The sequence below is a fragment of the Geofilum rhodophaeum genome (assembly GCF_002210225.1).
Lineage (GTDB): Bacteria > Bacteroidota > Bacteroidia > Bacteroidales > Marinilabiliaceae > Geofilum > Geofilum rhodophaeum.
This window is the reverse complement of the sequence record NZ_MWUJ01000005.1, coordinates 160,465-176,209: the sequence shown is the minus strand read 5'-3', so window position 1 is coordinate 176,209 and position 15,745 is coordinate 160,465. Positions and strand designations below refer to the sequence as shown.

Annotated in this window: 13 protein-coding genes; 8 read left to right on the top strand and 5 right to left on the bottom strand. The window is 51.7% G+C overall.

Going from position 1 to position 15,745, the window contains the following annotated elements; translation table 11 throughout:
- The first annotated feature begins 7 nt into the window (after positions 1 to 7).
- Positions 8 to 1,069, top strand: coding sequence for a VOC family protein (locus tag B4W65_RS07015; protein ID WP_088654423.1), 1,062 nt, complete (start codon positions 8 to 10; stop codon positions 1,067 to 1,069).
- Between the two features lie 38 nt (positions 1,070 to 1,107).
- On the opposite strand, the gene B4W65_RS07010 is transcribed toward B4W65_RS07015, so the two are convergent.
- The gene (locus tag B4W65_RS07010; protein WP_088654422.1) at positions 1,108 to 1,551 is read right to left on the bottom strand and encodes a DUF2721 domain-containing protein; all 444 of its coding nucleotides are present in this window, start codon (positions 1,549 to 1,551) and stop codon (positions 1,108 to 1,110) included.
- Between the two features lie 11 nt (positions 1,552 to 1,562).
- Positions 1,563 to 2,549 carry an aldo/keto reductase gene (locus tag B4W65_RS07005; RefSeq protein WP_088654421.1) on the bottom strand — a complete coding sequence of 329 codons (987 nt, stop codon included), beginning with the start codon at positions 2,547 to 2,549 and terminating at the stop codon, positions 1,563 to 1,565.
- Positions 2,550 to 2,667: 118 nt separating this feature from the next.
- Here B4W65_RS07005 and coaD point away from each other — a divergent pair, with 118 nt between their 5' ends.
- The 7 genes from coaD to B4W65_RS06970 all read left to right on the top strand — a co-directional run bounded on the left by coaD (position 2,668) and on the right by B4W65_RS06970 (position 12,973).
- Positions 2,668 to 3,150 carry a pantetheine-phosphate adenylyltransferase gene (gene coaD / locus B4W65_RS07000; RefSeq protein ID WP_088654420.1) on the top strand — a complete coding sequence of 161 codons (483 nt, stop codon included), beginning with the start codon at positions 2,668 to 2,670 and terminating at the stop codon, positions 3,148 to 3,150.
- A gap of 17 nt (positions 3,151 to 3,167) precedes the next feature.
- Complete coding sequence (locus tag B4W65_RS06995; RefSeq protein WP_088654419.1) at positions 3,168 to 4,622, top strand: TlpA family protein disulfide reductase; 1,455 nt, start codon at positions 3,168 to 3,170, stop codon at positions 4,620 to 4,622.
- A gap of 129 nt (positions 4,623 to 4,751) precedes the next feature.
- A complete protein-coding gene (locus B4W65_RS06990) occupies positions 4,752 to 6,461 on the top strand; it encodes a gliding motility-associated C-terminal domain-containing protein (RefSeq protein ID WP_088654418.1) in 1,710 nt (569 codons plus the stop codon).
- A gap of 12 nt (positions 6,462 to 6,473) precedes the next feature.
- A complete protein-coding gene (locus tag B4W65_RS06985; RefSeq protein WP_088654417.1) occupies positions 6,474 to 7,385 on the top strand; it encodes a PorP/SprF family type IX secretion system membrane protein in 912 nt (303 codons plus the stop codon).
- A 20-nt stretch (positions 7,386 to 7,405) separates the two neighbouring features.
- A complete protein-coding gene (locus B4W65_RS06980) occupies positions 7,406 to 8,791 on the top strand; it encodes a PKD domain-containing protein (protein WP_158522796.1) in 1,386 nt (461 codons plus the stop codon).
- 19 nt (positions 8,792 to 8,810) lie between these two features.
- A complete protein-coding gene (locus B4W65_RS06975) occupies positions 8,811 to 9,794 on the top strand; it encodes a hypothetical protein (RefSeq protein WP_088654415.1) in 984 nt (327 codons plus the stop codon).
- Positions 9,791 to 12,973, top strand: a complete 3,183-nt coding sequence (locus B4W65_RS06970; protein WP_088654414.1) for a ligand-binding sensor domain-containing protein — start codon at positions 9,791 to 9,793, stop codon at positions 12,971 to 12,973. The genes B4W65_RS06975 and B4W65_RS06970 overlap by 4 nt, the downstream gene beginning before the upstream one ends.
- Before the next feature lie 15 nt (positions 12,974 to 12,988).
- Here the strand turns inward: B4W65_RS06970 and B4W65_RS06965 are convergent, their stop codons facing one another.
- The 3 genes from B4W65_RS06965 to B4W65_RS06955 all read right to left on the bottom strand — a co-directional run bounded on the left by B4W65_RS06965 (position 12,989) and on the right by B4W65_RS06955 (position 15,689).
- A complete protein-coding gene (locus B4W65_RS06965; RefSeq protein ID WP_088654413.1) occupies positions 12,989 to 14,110 on the bottom strand; it encodes a lipid II:glycine glycyltransferase FemX in 1,122 nt (373 codons plus the stop codon).
- 90 nt (positions 14,111 to 14,200) lie between these two features.
- On the bottom strand, positions 14,201 to 14,848 hold the full coding sequence (locus B4W65_RS06960; protein ID WP_088654412.1) for a phosphatidylserine decarboxylase family protein: 648 nt from the start codon (positions 14,846 to 14,848) through the stop codon (positions 14,201 to 14,203).
- A gap of 22 nt (positions 14,849 to 14,870) precedes the next feature.
- Positions 14,871 to 15,689: a phosphatidate cytidylyltransferase gene (locus B4W65_RS06955; protein WP_088654411.1), complete on the bottom strand. Its 819-nt coding sequence runs from the start codon at positions 15,687 to 15,689 to the stop codon at positions 14,871 to 14,873.
- Positions 15,690 to 15,745: the final 56 nt, after the last annotated feature.

Here is a 15,745-nt window from a genome sequence, read left to right as displayed (position 1 = left end):
TATACTTATGGCAAAAAGAATCAACGGCATACAACAGCTTGGCGTGGGCGTCAGCGACGTTCAGGCGGCTTTCAAGTGGTACCGCGAACACTTTGGCATGGACATCAGAATGTTTGAGGAGGCGGCCACAGCTGAACTGATGCTGAAGCACACCGAGGGGAAACCCCGGGAACGTCACGCCATTCTGGCCCTCAACCTGGAGGGCGGTGGCGGCTTTGAAATTTGGCAGCACACCGGTAAAACACCGGTGGCGCCCACTTTTCAGTTGCAGTTGGGCGACTGGGGTATCGCCATCGGAAAGATGAAAACGGGAAATGCCAGCAAGGCCTACGAGCGCTTTAAGGAACAAGGTCTGAATCTGCTCAGTGCCCCCACCACAGACCCGGCCGGCCAAAGCCATTTTTACCTGAAGGACCCCTACAACAACATTTGGGAAGTGGTGGAGAACGACTTTGTCTACTTTCCGCAACAAGCCCCTACAGGGGGTGTGCTGGGTGTGGTCATCGGCGTAAAAAACATGGACGACAGCCTGAAAGTCTACCAAGACATCCTGGGCTACGACCAGGTGGTGTACGATAAAAGCGGCGTGTTCGACGACTGGCAGGGCGTGCCGGGTGCGGAAAGCAGTTGCCGACGCGTGCTGCTGCGCCATTCCGCCACCTACAAAGGCAGTTTCAGTCCCTTCTTTGGCCCCTCCACCATCGAGTTGGTAGAAAGCACCGAGCGACCGGCACGCGACATCTTCGAAGGGCGCATTTGGGGCGATCCGGGTTTCATTCACTTGTGCTACGACATCAACGGTATGGATGAACTGCGCGAAGAGGTGAAAGAAAAAGGCTTCCCCTTTACAGTGGACAGCGCACGCGCCATGGACAGTTTCGACATGGGCGAAGCCGCCGGCAACTTTGCCTACATACAGGCGCCCGAAAGCACCCTCATCGAATTTGTGGAGACGCACAAGATTCCCCTCGTCAAGAAAATTGGCTGGTTCCTGGATCTGCAAAAACGGGGCGAAAAGCCGCTTCCACGCTGGATGTTCCGCCTCTTTGGCGTAATGCGCGTAAAATAAAAAAAAGCCCCGAGGGGCTTTTTTTTATTGCTTTACTTTTACAGTCTTCCGCGCCGGGGATTCATCAGCGACTCACCCAGGGACTGCTTCTTTTCCTCCATATCTCCCAGCTGCAAGTCCAGCGCCTGGGAAGAAATCTGAATTTCCCGTATTGAAATAGCCAGGGAAAGAATCAGCATAATCAAGGCCACCCCAAACACCAGCTCTGCGAGAGTGGTCCACTCCACATAAATCAAAAACATAGTCACCACACAAAAAAGCAGACTGGAAATACCCAGAATCTGCATAGCACGGGTCAGCCGCAAGCGCCTTTTCATATTGATGATTTGTCGCAACAAAACGGCGTCGTGCGATTGCTTAAAACGGGCATGCAACTCGCGTACCAGCGAGGCATAGGCCAGAAAGCGGTTGGTATAGGCCAGCATTATCAGCGAAATGGCCGAGAATAAAACCGCCGGCGTAGTGAGTCCCAGTTGATTCATAAAACGTCCTCCTACCAAAGGTGATGCACCCCCTGTTGGATGTATTTCTTATAGATGTCGTTAATGGCCGCTGCCTCTGCCGTAGTCAGCGGGGGTTCCTGATACACCGCCAGATTCGCACGCAGCTGCTCTTCCCGCGAGGCACCGGGAATAATGCAACCCACCTCCTGGTACTGCAGAATCCATTGCAGGGCTACAGCAGCCAGATTGCTCCTGTTGGGCAAAGCCTCCCGAAGCGCGGCTACCGCCTTCAGGCCCAAATCGTAATCGATGCCCGAAAAGGTTTCCCCCTTATCAAAAGCTTCTCCTTTGCGATTGAAGTGGCGGTGATCGCCGGCATCAAACTTCGTGTCGGCACTGAACTTTCCGGTTAAAAGTCCACTGGCCAGCGGCACACGCACTATAATGCCGACCTCACGACGCTGCGCCTCCTTAAAAAAGAGTTCGGCAGGGCGCTGACGAAAGGCATTAAAAATAATCTGTACGGTAGAAACATTAGGATATTCAATGGCCTTAAGAGCTTCCTCCACTTTTTCGACACTCACGCCCAGATTACGGATTTTACCCTGCTGCTTTAATTTCTCGAAGCGCTCAAAAATCTCGGGCCGGTAATACACTTCCGTAGGGGGACAGTGCAACTGAATCAAATCCAGACGCTCCAGTCCGGTACGCCGCAAGCTGTCCTCCACGTAGCGCTGCAAGACATCGGGCGTGTAGCCGGCATTTACATGCGGCTGAATTTGTCGCCCACACTTGGTAGCCACATACAGCTCCTCTGAACGCGAGCGCACCACACGTCCCACAGCCTTCTCGCTCCTGCCGTCTTCATACACATCGGCGGTATCAATAAAATTGACCCCCTGATCGATGGCCGCATTTAAAATCCGATCGGCATTGGCATCGTCAAAACCCGATCCCCATTTGCCGCCTACCTGCCAGGTTCCCAAGGATAGTTCCGAAACCTTCATGCCCGATTTTCCAAGTTGTCTGTATTGCATTGCTCCTGATTTTAAGTGACTCTAAAGTCGGTTCAAGTCCGTCAAAAAGTCAAAATTATAAAATTCCTTGCGCATTCCAGTATTTTTGCCAATTTTAGCCCTTTCAAACAAACCAAACATGGAAAGAACTGCCATTTTCCCGGGTTCCTTCGACCCTTTTACTGTAGGACACGAAAACATCGTGACAAGGGGACTCAAACTCTACGATAAAATCATTATTGCCGTGGGGCACAACACAGCCAAGCGCTACTACTTTTCGCTGGACGAACGGGTAGAGTTTATCCGCGCCCAGTTTGCCAACGAACCCCGCATCAGCGTGGAAGCCTACGATTGCCTAACGGTAGATTTCGCCATTAAAAAGAAGGCCGACAGCATTCTGCGGGGACTGCGTACGGCGGCAGATTTTGAGTACGAACGAGCCATTGCCCAGGTGAACCGTCTGATGACCCACATCGACTCCGTATTTCTGCTCACCACCCCGGAGCACACCCCGGTCAACTCCTCCATCGTGCGCGACATACTTAAACACCGAGGCGATGCGTCCAAGTTTATCCCCAATACCATTTACCAACTGATTAAGCAAAAAGAAAAAGCCACTTGATAAACCGATCCAAAGCCATGCGCAAACTGGTCCTCGCTCTCAGTATCCTAATGCTGCTCAAGGTCACCGCCCAGGCTGACGACCTCCCGGTCGACAGCGTGCGCTTTTTCGGATCGGCACCTGCCTATGCCGGCATCAATCTGGTGTTTGAACAGACCACCAATCCACTGATTCCCACCAAAGAAACCCTTGTCTACCTGCCCATCGACGACCAAGGGCACTTCGACCTCAGCTTTCCGGTTTCCGAACCCCTCCAGGCCGAAGTCGATCTGGGCCGCTACCGGGGAAATATTTTTCTGGAACCCGGCAAAAGTTACCAATTGGTACTGCCACCCTTTGAGCCCCGAAGTGAAGTGGACCGATTCAATCCCCACTATCCTCAGGAAGAGCTGCCCTTGGGTATAGCCAACGCCGAAAGCAGGGAGCTGAATCGGAACATGGTTGAGTTCGATGCCGAGTTCGATTATTTCATGGCCAACCACGCCCGGCAGCTCTTTATGCACAGAGATACTATCCTGGCGGCAGAATTCCAAAAGCAACTGAACGAAAAATATTTCTTCAGTCACCCCTTGTTCGACCAGCACAAAGCCTGGTCCTTCGTTAAGCTTCAGCAGGCCTCCCGCCCGCAAAATGAAAGAGCGATATTGCAGCATTTGCCCCAGCCCGCCTGGGAACTGCCCGTTTTTTGGGAAGTGGTCCAAACCCTTTTCAAAGGTTTCTTTCCCGAGCGCTTTGCTCCGGACACACGCCAGGCCCTGGTTCAGGCCCTGGGGCAACAAGCCGCCTTCGACAGCCTCAGCACACTTGCCCTCACCGATCCCCTGATTCCCTCCCAAGAAGTGGGCGAACTTATTTTGCTTTACAACCTCTACGAGGCATGGTTCGACGAAACGCTTACAGAAGCAACAACAGACCGGCTTTTACAGGAAGCTGCTGAAACAGCCGCCACGCCGCGGTTGAGACAACTGGCAACGACCTTCTACCAAAGAATTGGGCGACTGCGTCCGGGCAGTGCGGCGCCCACCTTTGCCTTGCGCAATCGCAAAGGGCAGCTTAAAACGCTCGAGGACTACCAGGGCAAATTTGTTTATCTTAATTTCATTCACACCCAAAACTATGCCTGCATTCAGGACTTAATGCGAATGGAAAGTTTTCATCGCTTAATGCAGCGTGATCTGCATGTACTCACCATCGTTTTGGATGAGGATGCAACAGCCATGGATCGACTGCTCGACCGCTACAATTTCGACTGGGACTTTCTCCATTTTGGTGGTTCGGCCAGAGTAGTTGAAGACTACAGCATCGAAGTCCTGCCGGCCTATTTTTTGATACGACCCGACGGACAGCTGGTGCTCTCACCCGGTCCGGCACCCGGCGAAAACTTCCCCGAGCGCTTCACCCGGGAACTCCGCGCCTTCCGGCGGGAAGAATTACAAAGAAACCCACCACGTGAAGACAGCATTTTCAGGTAGTAAAACACACTTTTTATGTACAGGCCTTTTTTATTCTACTAAAATTCCTTAAAATTACCCTCTAATCCGCAAAACTATAGACCTTTAAAAGGTCCGAAAAGCGGAGCGCCCCTTAAAAGAACAACCAAAATGCACAAACGGCTGCTTTTCCCACTGATTACCTGCCTGCTAATCAGCACAATAAACCCCGCTGAGGGCCAAGAAGTACAAGCTGTTGCAGAACTGCTGACCCCCGATACAGACTTCTGTGAAAACGGAACCCTCAACATACAAATTCGCTTTGGCGACAGCTACGAAGCCCCCTTCGATGCCTGGCTAACCATTTACGACACAGAAACAGGCGTCATGCTCGAAGAAACCGAATTTATTACAGACTACTACCCTTCTGACTTCGACAACAACCATACTTACGCTGCGGAAAAACAGATAGATTATTCCGGGACCACCAAGCTGCGCATTATTGTTTCCAAAGCTCTAGACCGAAACGACGAGTACCTCTATTCACCCGAAAGTGGCCTCATAAAAGGAGAAACCCTGGTGAATCTGTACAAAATGCCAGGCGGCTACAGTGCCGGTGACGACCAAAGTCTTTGTGGCCTGAGTGCAGAGCTACAGGCTACTGTTGGCGGAGCCAGCACCGCCACATACTGGGAAGCAACAGAAGGACTGAGTTTTTCCGACCCGCAGACTGCTGCCACTCAAGTCAGCGCCAATCAGCCGGGAACCTACGACCTCACTTTTGTGCAGGAAAACGGCCCCTGTCGGGTCAGTGATGAAATGACTCTAACCCTGCTGGGCCAACCTTCGGCCACCTTATACAGCGACAGCGAAATTTGTGGCAGCGGCCAGGCAGAATTTACAGCCAGCCTGCAAGGCAACGGCCCCTGGAAGCTGGAGCTGAGTGACGACAGCAGCATCGATGCCATCCAAGACTCTGAACACCTGTTCAACAGAGCAATCGAAGGCCCATCCACCCTGAGCATCACGAAAGTCACCGACAGCAACAACTGCAACACGCTTTACAAGGGAGAAGAAGGAACTGTTGCCGAGGTGGTGGATCTGACCCCGGTGCTTGGTCCCGTAGTAGGAGAAAGCGAAATCTGTGGCTCGCAAATCACGCTCCATATCGAGGCCCATCCCGGATCGGGCAGCTGGGCGCTCCTCCCCGGCAGCGCAGGCACAGCTGATTTCTCCGCGATAAACGATCCTGGAACTCTGGTCAGCGTCGACACCCAGGGCAGCTATGTTTTTCGGTGGACCCAAAACAATAAGGGCTGCGAAAAGCTGGCGGACTTCGAAACGACTTTTTTCTTTCCCTTGCAAGCCACAGATTTTACCGCCGGGCCCGACACCACCCTGTATCAAAGAGACCAGTACCGCCTTCAGGCCACGCTTCCTGAATACGCGTCGGGACAATGGCACCTGCTGAGTGGCAGCGGTACAGTACTGCAACCCAACAACCCCCACAGCGAAATAAGCGATTTAAGTCCTGGCACCACCCAACTGGAATGGGAAGTACAGCGTGGCAACTGTCCCCCGGCATTTGCCCAAACCACCATTCGTGTGGCGGGACTTCAACATCCAACGGGCATCTCACCCAATGGGGATGGCAAAAACGATTACTTAATGATTCCGGGAGCACCCACCATCCCCCACAACCAATTACGGGTCTTTGATCAACAAGGCAAAATAGTCTTTCAAAAAACGGCCTATAACAACGATTGGGGAGGCACCGACCAGGAGGGGAAGGACCTGCCCGACGGCTATTATTACTACCTGTTTACCGGCGAAAACACCCACATTAAGGACTACCTCATCATAAATCGCACCCTACGCTAAAACCCGCCCTGTATGAAGCACCTCCTGACCATAATCATCCTGATGAGCTTGCTGAAAACTTCGGGTTTTGCGCAAAAGGAAATGCTGATGACCCAATATCAGGACAACCAGTTTGCCCTGAATCCGGCCTTTGCCGGCTCACGGGAGACCTTGTCGATGCTCGCCGCTTTTCGCCAACAATACAGCAATATTCCCGGTGCCCCACAGGCCCAGTTCTTTGCCTTGCATGCCCCCTTGCGCAACCCGCGAATTGGGGTGGGCCTGACCTTTTACAATGAAACTTTTAACATTGCCCGTAATACTGGCTTCACGGCGGCATACGCCCATCGCATTCCCTTAAGCCAACACCAGCGCCTGGCTTTTAGTCTCTCAGGTGGACTCTACAATGCCGAAGCCGGGTGGAACGAGCTGCAACTGACCGACCCGGACGACGAAGCTTTTGGGGAAAGGGAAGTGCACCTCCAAGCCGCTCTGGGTTTCGGTGCTGCCTGGTACGGAAAGCAATTTTTTGCGGGCTTCTCCGTTCCCGACTTTTTTTACCAGGCACCCTTTCAAAATGATGACGCAAGCTTCGAGCCCTTCAAAACCACCTGGTTGCTCACCGCCGGGTACCAGCACCTTCTTAATGCCTCCTGGTCGCTGCAACCGGCCACCCTGGTACGCCTGCGCCAAAACCAGAATGTACTGGCCGACCTTTCGTTGAGCACCTGGTACAACAACCGTTTTAAAGGAGGACTTACCTGGCGAACCAACCAGGAATTGATTGTAACGGCCGGCTGGCGCTTCACCAGGCAATGGATGCTGACCTACAGCTACGATGTACCGCTGGGCGACTTCAAAAAAACAAGCAACGGCAGTCATGAAATTTCGCTGCAGTTCGACTGGGGACAGCAAATACCAACGGAGAACCCCCGCTTTTTTTAATGTTTAAACAACGCTATCGCATGGCTGCAAAAATTTTACTTAGCCTCTTCCTCCTGCTTGCCGCAGTCCCCATACTACCGGCCCAGGAAATCAGCCTCCGAAAGCTGCCCGTCGGCACCCCCTGGTCCGACGAAATGGCACCGCTTGTGCAGGATTCCACCCTGTATTTTGTATCCAATCGAAAAAGCGCGTGGATGGTCAACCGCACCGACCAAAACGAACAACCGCTTTATAAAGTATATCGGGCGACCATAGACAAAAAGGGGCGAATAGGCCATCCTCAGCCCTATGAATTATTCAGCAGCGAACAACTCACTGTAGGTCCGCTCAGCTTTTCGGCCGACGGCCAAAAAGTCGTGGCCACCCTGAACACAGCCAGAACGCCGCACCAAGATCCGGAGCCCAATCGCCTGGGCCTCTTCGAAGCCCACAAACAAAATCAAAACTGGTCGTCCTTCAAAGCCATAGAAATGGCTGTCGGCTCCGCCTCCATCGGTCACCCCTGCCTCAGTCCCGATGGGCAGCAACTCTATTTCTCAGCCGAACTGCCGGGAGGCGAAGGCGGAAAAGATTTATGGGTGAGCCAACGCACCGAATCGGGCTGGGCAGCGCCCCAAAACCTGGGCCCTGCCATCAACACGCCGGGCGACGAGGTTTTTCCCCAGATGACGGCAGCTGGACGACTCTACTTCAGCTCCAACGGACATGCAGGTCTGGGCGGTATGGACCTCTACTACAGCGAAGAAAGTCGGGGGACCTGGGGTCGCCCCACCCCCCTGCCTGCCCCCATCAATTCGGCATTCGACGACTTCAGCGGCTTTGTGCTGAGCGGTGAAACCAGTGGCTATTTTGCCTCCAACCGGGAGGGCCGCGACCGGCTCTACCAATTTGAATACGAACTGTCCTTTTGTGAAAAAGCCCAGGAAGTCGTGGAGGACCAGTATTGCTTCACCTTTTTTGAAGACAGTCCCTTCGACAGCGACACCCTGCCGCATCGCTACATTTGGGAATTCAGTGATGGCGGTCGTGAAATTGGGGCCGAAGTCGATTATTGCTTCGCGGGACCCGGGTTCTACGAGATAATCCTAAGTGTTCAGGATTCGCTCAGTGGAGAAGAATTGTATGAAGTAGCCAGTTACGAATTGCTGCTTGAAGAAACACGGCAGGTTTACATTACAGTTCCTGCATCTCCAGACGCCCGTAGTGAAATTATTCTGCAAGCTGAGCTTCGCGGATTTGGTGATGTAAAAGACGTTCGATATTTTTGGGACTTTGGCCCGGGAACCAAAAAACAAACAGGAAGCACAATCCGGCACAGTTTTGGCAAGGGCACCCATACCATCCGCTGCGAAGCCTATTGGGACAACCAGCGTTGGTGTTCGTACCGGATTATTAATGTGGAGTAAAAACTTAATTAAATTACCTATGTCTGCGCGCCATCGTACTGCACTTCTACTCCTCCTGCTTTGGGTCCACCTGGGCATACAGGCACAGCCTGTTCCTGCCGTTGACGAAAACATTCCCGCTCTGGTTACCTTTGGCAAAAATGCTGAAACAGCCTGGGGAGACGACGACTTTATACAAATCATTTTCTTCAGTGTTCCGGAAACCTTTCAGGACCCCATTTTCATAAAGGTATACGACCCCGACACTGGTGGCGCCTTTGACGAAGAGCAGGGCAGCTGGGACACCCGCACCAATTTTGCGGTATTTGGTGGAACCGGCGCCTGCTCCAATACAGACGCCCAGCGCATTGAAAGAGATGGCAACTATAGGAGTGGAACGATGCTGGCATCACGCACCTTTGGCAACGACGCCCGCTACGACGAAAGCTGGCACACCTTTGGACCTTTTAATCCTACAGAGGGGGAGCTCTTGCCCGAATTTGGTGGCTATATATTCAAATTGGTGGTAGAGGGCATGGCCGGAGACGACGGAAATCTTTACCGTTTGTTTTTAAGCACCGACCAACAGGAAAACAGACCTGTAGAAGGCGCCTTCGCCTTCTACTTCAAGTACAAATTTCGTATGCACGATAATGTAGCGGAAGTGTCGCACATCTATCCTTACATCGACGAACGGGTCGTGGCCATTCAGCAAGGCAATTTCGATTGGGACAACGACGGCATCATCCGCATCATATCCCCATCCAAAAACGGAGAGCGCATGGCCATATCGGGCGATGATCACTGGTCGGCCAGCCGTCATGAAATAACCGCCGACGACATCAACTCCTCCCTCGACATTCAAATGATCAAAAACCGGAACAACCAGGTCCGCAACAACAATGTAGTGATATACCTCGAAAACCAATATGGCGAATTACTGCCCTTCTACAGCATCCCGATTGGCGGCATTCCCAAATACAAATACAGCATAGGCATTAAACCTAAAGCACCCATCCGATGAGCATAAAAGTCCCCAGACTACTCCTGCCCCTGTTGATTTTGCTGACCCTTACCCAGGTGTCGGCCCAGACCTTCCGGTTCAGGAATTTCGATGCCAATATGGGACTGCCGCAAAACTTCATCTATGCCATTGAACAAACCCCCGACGGTTTTCTGTGGATTGGGACGGGAGAAGGTTTGGTACGCTACGACGGCTTGCGTTTCCAATCCTTCAGCACCCGCGATTCCCTGGCCGACAATTTTGTTATGTCAATGCACGTTGCCAGCGACGGAACGCTTTGGGTAGGTCACAACAACGGTCAGCTCAGCTACTACCGCAACCAACAATTTCATACCCTCCAGGTGGAAGGCACCGCCAGTCCCGTTCGCGACCTGCATGAAGATGCCGAAGGCAACATTTGGTTCACCGTGCAAAACCATGGCTTTGCCAAGGTTGACCGCTACAACAACCTGACCACCTGGTTCGACAGCGGGAGCTTGGGCTACACCCTCTTTTATTCGATTCATCCCCTGGCCGACAATACCGTTTTATTGGGAACTTCCGAAGGGTTGATGCGGGTTAAGACCGGCAACAACGGAAAAATACAGGGCTTTGAACGCTTCGACCAAATGCCCATGAGCACCATCACCGCCATCAAAAAAAGGAAGGGCTTCGACGAAGAATTCTGGATTGCGACAGAAAGCGACGGTTTCTTTCGTTTTGCCCCCGAGCGCGACGAAGCAACACAGATTATTGACCACAGCCTTTGTCTCAGCTTCGACCTGCAATACGAGAACATCCAGGACATTGAGGAAGAAGAGGAGGGGCACCTGCTGCTGGCCACCTGGGGACAGGGTGTCATCAAACTATTCTACGACCAGCAGCTCCAGGATTTCACCGAATCTTTTACTTTTTCTACCGAAAACGGAATGAGCAACAACTTTATACGTGATTTGCTCACCGACAAAGAAAGCAATTACTGGTTTGCCACCTACGGAGGAGGGCTTTCGTGTCTCACCGATGAAAGCATGATTTTCTACGACCTGGACCTGATCGGTTTCCAGGACAACAAAGCCAGATCGGTACTGCACGACGGCAAAGATCTTTGGATTGGTCTTGAAAACGGCTTGATACGTGCCGATCCCTATTGCTTTACCGACTTCGAATTCTACGACCCGGCTATGGGTCTGCCCCAGGATGCAGTTACAGGACTGTACAGGGATCCCGACAGCACCCTTTGGGCAGCGACGCAGAATCACGGACTCTACTACAAAAAAAATAAGGAAGCCAACTTCCAAGCCTGGCTCTACACCCGCACCCAACCCGGTAAAAAAATCAACGACCTCAGTGGTCAGCAACATCTTTTATACTTAGCTACCGTAGGGGGCTATTATCAAATCAATTTAAAGACCAGGGAACAGCGGCACCTGACCACCGAAAACGGACTGCCCCACAACAACATCAACTTTGTTTATCCCGACGGCAACGGGGGCTTGTGGCTGGGGCCCAAGAACAGCGGCATCTGTCGCATTGAGGACAAGAGCATTGAAATTCACCGCATCACGGACACGCCGACCGATGTCAACGACATGACCGTGGATCAGGACGGGAACTTATGGCTGGCCACCCTGGGCAAGGGCGTTATACAATACCAGGAAGACTCCCTAAATGTAATGGACATCAGCAATGGACTGGCCCGTAATTTCGCCTACAGCATTGCAGGAGACAACCAGGGACGCCTTTGGGTGACCCATTTTCCGGGACTCAGCGCCATTGAACCGGCCAAAGACAGAATCCGCGTTTACGATTACGAACAAAACCTGGGGGTCGACTTCAATCAAATCAGTCGCGACCCTGAACAAGATTTATGGCTGGCCTCCAATGAAGGCGTAATCCGTTACCGACCCGACAAGGATGTGGAAAACAAGGTGCCCCCCCTGCTCAATTTCACTTCCATAAAAGTATCCGACGAGGAATTGGATGCCAACAAGGATCTGGTTCTGCCCTTCCCCTACAAAAACAGCTATAAGTTTCGCTTCGACTTTATCGGCATCAGTTTTAAAAACCCAAAGGCAGTCAGCTATCAATACCGCTTAACACGCAAAGGCGATAAGGCGCAGCAGGAGTGGGTCGACTTGGGAACGACCACCTTCAGAGAATACGACTTCTTGCCCGACGGGGATTACCTTTTGGAAGTAAGGGCAGCCAATGCCGACGGAATTTACAACCAAACGCCCCTGAGCATGGCCATCGTAATAGCTCCACCCATTTGGAAAAAGTGGTGGTTTTATTTAATACTCCTATCTGCAATGGTGCTGGCCGTATTCAGCCTTGTTCACCTGCGCGAACGCAAGCTCCGAAAGCAAAAAGAAGCCCTGCAAAGGGAGGTGGACAGCCAAACCGTAGTACTTCGGGAACAAAAAGCAGAAATTGAACGCAAAAACCGAGACATAACGGACAGCATTACCTATGCCAAACGCATACAATCGTCCATTCTGCCGCCCCAGGAAATGCTCTCCAGACAATTTCAGGAATCCTTCATTTTCTTTTTACCCCGTGACATCGTTAGTGGCGACTTTTACTGGTTCCATCCTTTTAACGGAAAAATGATGATCTGCGCAGCAGACTGCACCGGCCATGGTGTACCGGGCGCCTTTATGTCGATGATCGGGACCACCCTTTTGAACGATATTGTAAAGCACAACAAAGTCAACTCTCCGGCAGACATCCTGCACCGTCTCGATTTGGAAATAAAGATTCTGTTGCAAAAGAATGAGGGACATACCACGCGCGATGGCATGGACATCTCTATTGTAGAGATTGACCCGGAAAACAGATCGGTGCGCCTGGCCTCTGCCAAACGCCCCGTGTATTTGTTCATCAATGGAGAACTGAACATTTATAAGGGCATTCGCCGAAGCATTGGCGACAGCATCATGGAAGACGACAGTGCCTTTGTAAACATGAGTTACCAACTGAACAAGAACGACAGCATATACCTGTTCTCCGATGGCTATGCCGATCAGTTTGGGGGACCTGAGGGCAAGAAGTTTATGACCGGCAACATCCGTAAACTGCTGCTGGACATTCACCAATTGCCCATGGAGGAACAAGCCCGCCGTTTGCGCGACACCTTTATCGAATGGAAGGGGAACGAGGAACAGGTGGACGATGTGGTATTCCTGGGCCTTCGCGTGTAAACGCAGCAGGACTGCTTACAAGTGATAACCTCTGCTGGTCATCTCCATGGCTGAAAAATACGTATAAGCCTCTTGCTGCAGCGGATAGTCCCAACTGCCCATACGGTGGTACAATTGTCCTCCAAACCCGGTTTTAAAGCGATAAAGTCCGTACATGGGATGCTCCGGGTCGGCATTCGGCGCCACACCAAACATATCGTATTCGGTACAGCCCATGCGCTTCGCCTTTTGCACAGCTGCCCACTGCAGCGCATAGCTGCCCATCAGGGCCTTGTTTTCGGTAGCAGAAGCCCCGTACAAATAAGTCGCCCTGCTGCCACTCACCACCAGAAACATAGCCGCCAGCGGCAGCTCGTCCCGTCGGGCCAGGAGCAAAATCACCTCCGTGGGCTCCGCATTCCGACTCTTTCGTGCCGCCAAAACCGCTCTAAAGTAATCCAGGTCGTGCAGGTAAATACCGTTCCGCCTGGCTGTCTCACTGTAAAGGGCATACCAAAGATCCAGCTGATCCATCCCCAACTCTTCGACCACCACGCCCCTTCGTGCGGCCAGACGAATATTGTAGCGGGTTTTGGACTTCATTCCCGACAAAAGGGCCGATTCACTCTGCGACAGATCCAGAAACACCGTATTAGACGGTAAAAGATTGCTCTGTGCCTTTTTGAAACCCCAATGTTGCGTCCCAAAATTGAAACGCATTTCCTGAATCGGTGCATCGGGTGGACCCTGCCACTGTCCCCGCTCATCGTAAAAATCCTCTTCCCCCGACCAGAAAGACTCCCAACACAAATCGTAACGAAGCGCAATACAGGAGTCGGGTAAAAAGGAGCGCAGACTCTCTGAGAGCTCCTCTAAGAAAGGACCATGCATCCCGGCCACCGGCTCAATTTCGGGTCCGTAGGGCACATAGGCGATGGAATGTTGCGCATCGAGCGGCTGCTGAACCACCAGCACATCGGCCTCCTTCGAACCCGGCTGCCCACTGCATCCGGCTACATCCGATTTGAGCAACTTAAAATCATAAGCACGGGTACCCACCCCCAGGTTCTTTTTCACCTCCGACCAAAAGGCCGTTTGTTGAACAATGGGCGACTCCAATACTTCATCTACAGGTTTCCTCCTGACCCCTGTCAGCATAACAATTCAAATTATTATTTAAAACAAAACCACAAGGCGTGTTCCCCGATGGAACATCCCTTGTGGCAAAATCTTCTTAAAGAAACAGCGCTACTCGAGCCAGCCGATGATGGTTTGTCGACCCTTGACCTTTTGGCCAAGCTCTACATCAATACGTGCATCCAAGGGCAAATATATATCTACTCTGGACCCAAACTTAATAAACCCCATCTGTGCTCCCTGCTCCGCGGTGGCACCTTCTTCGGAATAACACACAATTCGGCGGGCAATGGCTCCGGCAATCTGCCGCACCACAATGGTTTTTCCACTGCTGTGCTCCAGGGCCACCGTGGTCCGTTCATTTTCCGTAGAAGCCTTGGGCAGATAAGCGCCCATAAAGCGGCCACTGTGATGGCGAAAATAACGCACGACACCAGCGAGAGGATACCAGTTGATGTGCACATTAAAAACATTCATAAACACCGAGACCTGTAGGGCTTTCCCTTTTAGAAATTCGGGCTCTTCCACCTCCTCTATCACCACAATTTTTCCATCCGCGGGCGCCACAATGGCCTTATCGTTTCTAAAAGGCTGGCGATTGGGACTACGGAAAAAATTGAGTACGGGCAAAAAAATCAGTGCAGAAAGGAGCACAGCCAGCAGGCAGGGGCCGATCAATAACGCCAGCACCACATTAATTCCTACCAGCACCAAAAGCAAAACAACCAGGATGCGATATCCTTCTTTGTGAATGGTCATAGCACGCAATTAATACAAAATTTTAAAACATGTACCTTATAAGAATCAGATAACCGCAAACCAGAGGCGCCGCAAAAACAACGGCATCAAAACGATCCAAAACGCCACCGTGACCGGGTAACAGCGAACCCGAATCCTTTACATTTACACTGCGCTTAAGCATAGATTCTACCAAATCGCCAAAGGTCCCCATAACCGAAACCAATACCCCTATGGCCAACCAGTGTCCCCAGGACAGTTGCTCAATAAACAGCGAAAGCACAAAGGCAATCCCCAGGGTAAAAACAAAACCGCCAACAGCTCCCTCCCAACTCTTTCGGGGAGAAATGCGTGGAAACAAGCGATGTTTTCCAAAACGAACCCCAATCAGATAAGCTCCGGAATCATTCGCCCAGATCAAGAGAAAAAAGCCCAACAAAAGAAGATAGTCGTAACTCCCGCCTTTAAACACCAAAAAGTGCAGAAAGGAAAAGGGTAAAGCCACATAAAAGGGTATAATCAGCGTACAGGCGATGTTCAGAAGCGGCGTATTCGATTTTCGGAAAAGCTCCGTAATGAAAACCGCCATAATCAGGGGAACCACAAACATCAGCCAACGCTCTGAAATGGCGCCGGATAAAACAAAGAAGGAGGCCAGGTACCAGAAAGATCCCAATACAACCGCCCATCCTATTTGTGCATGAACCGGTCGGGCCCGAACCAATTCAGCAAACTCCAACATACCCAGCAAAACAACGGTATAAAAAATGAGCAAATAAGAATATTGATGCCACCACATCCCGCCAATGATAGCTATAACAAATACAATTCCGGTCAGGATGCGTTGCCAAAAATTATTCACTCCACGTTGCTTTAATGTACACTATCCACCCTAAGGTAATGAGCCAAATTCAGCCG

Coding starts and splice junctions, on each gene's coding strand:
- B4W65_RS06975 (WP_088654415.1), top strand. CDS start 8,811: ATGTCTGCGCGCCATCGTACTGCACTTCTACTCCTCCTGCTTTGGGTC.
- B4W65_RS07010 (WP_088654422.1), bottom strand. CDS start 1,551: ATGAATCAACTGGGACTCACTACGCCGGCGGTTTTATTCTCGGCCATT.
- B4W65_RS06990 (WP_088654418.1), top strand. CDS start 4,752: ATGCACAAACGGCTGCTTTTCCCACTGATTACCTGCCTGCTAATCAGC.
- B4W65_RS06965 (WP_088654413.1), bottom strand. CDS start 14,110: ATGCTGACAGGGGTCAGGAGGAAACCTGTAGATGAAGTATTGGAGTCG.
- B4W65_RS06970 (WP_088654414.1), top strand. CDS start 9,791: ATGAGCATAAAAGTCCCCAGACTACTCCTGCCCCTGTTGATTTTGCTG.
- B4W65_RS06960 (WP_088654412.1), bottom strand. CDS start 14,848: ATGACCATTCACAAAGAAGGATATCGCATCCTGGTTGTTTTGCTTTTG.
- coaD (WP_088654420.1), top strand. CDS start 2,668: ATGGAAAGAACTGCCATTTTCCCGGGTTCCTTCGACCCTTTTACTGTA.
- B4W65_RS07015 (WP_088654423.1), top strand. CDS start 8: ATGGCAAAAAGAATCAACGGCATACAACAGCTTGGCGTGGGCGTCAGC.
- B4W65_RS06995 (WP_088654419.1), top strand. CDS start 3,168: ATGCGCAAACTGGTCCTCGCTCTCAGTATCCTAATGCTGCTCAAGGTC.
- B4W65_RS06985 (WP_088654417.1), top strand. CDS start 6,474: ATGAAGCACCTCCTGACCATAATCATCCTGATGAGCTTGCTGAAAACT.
- B4W65_RS07005 (WP_088654421.1), bottom strand. CDS start 2,549: ATGCAATACAGACAACTTGGAAAATCGGGCATGAAGGTTTCGGAACTA.
- B4W65_RS06980 (WP_158522796.1), top strand. CDS start 7,406: ATGGCTGCAAAAATTTTACTTAGCCTCTTCCTCCTGCTTGCCGCAGTC.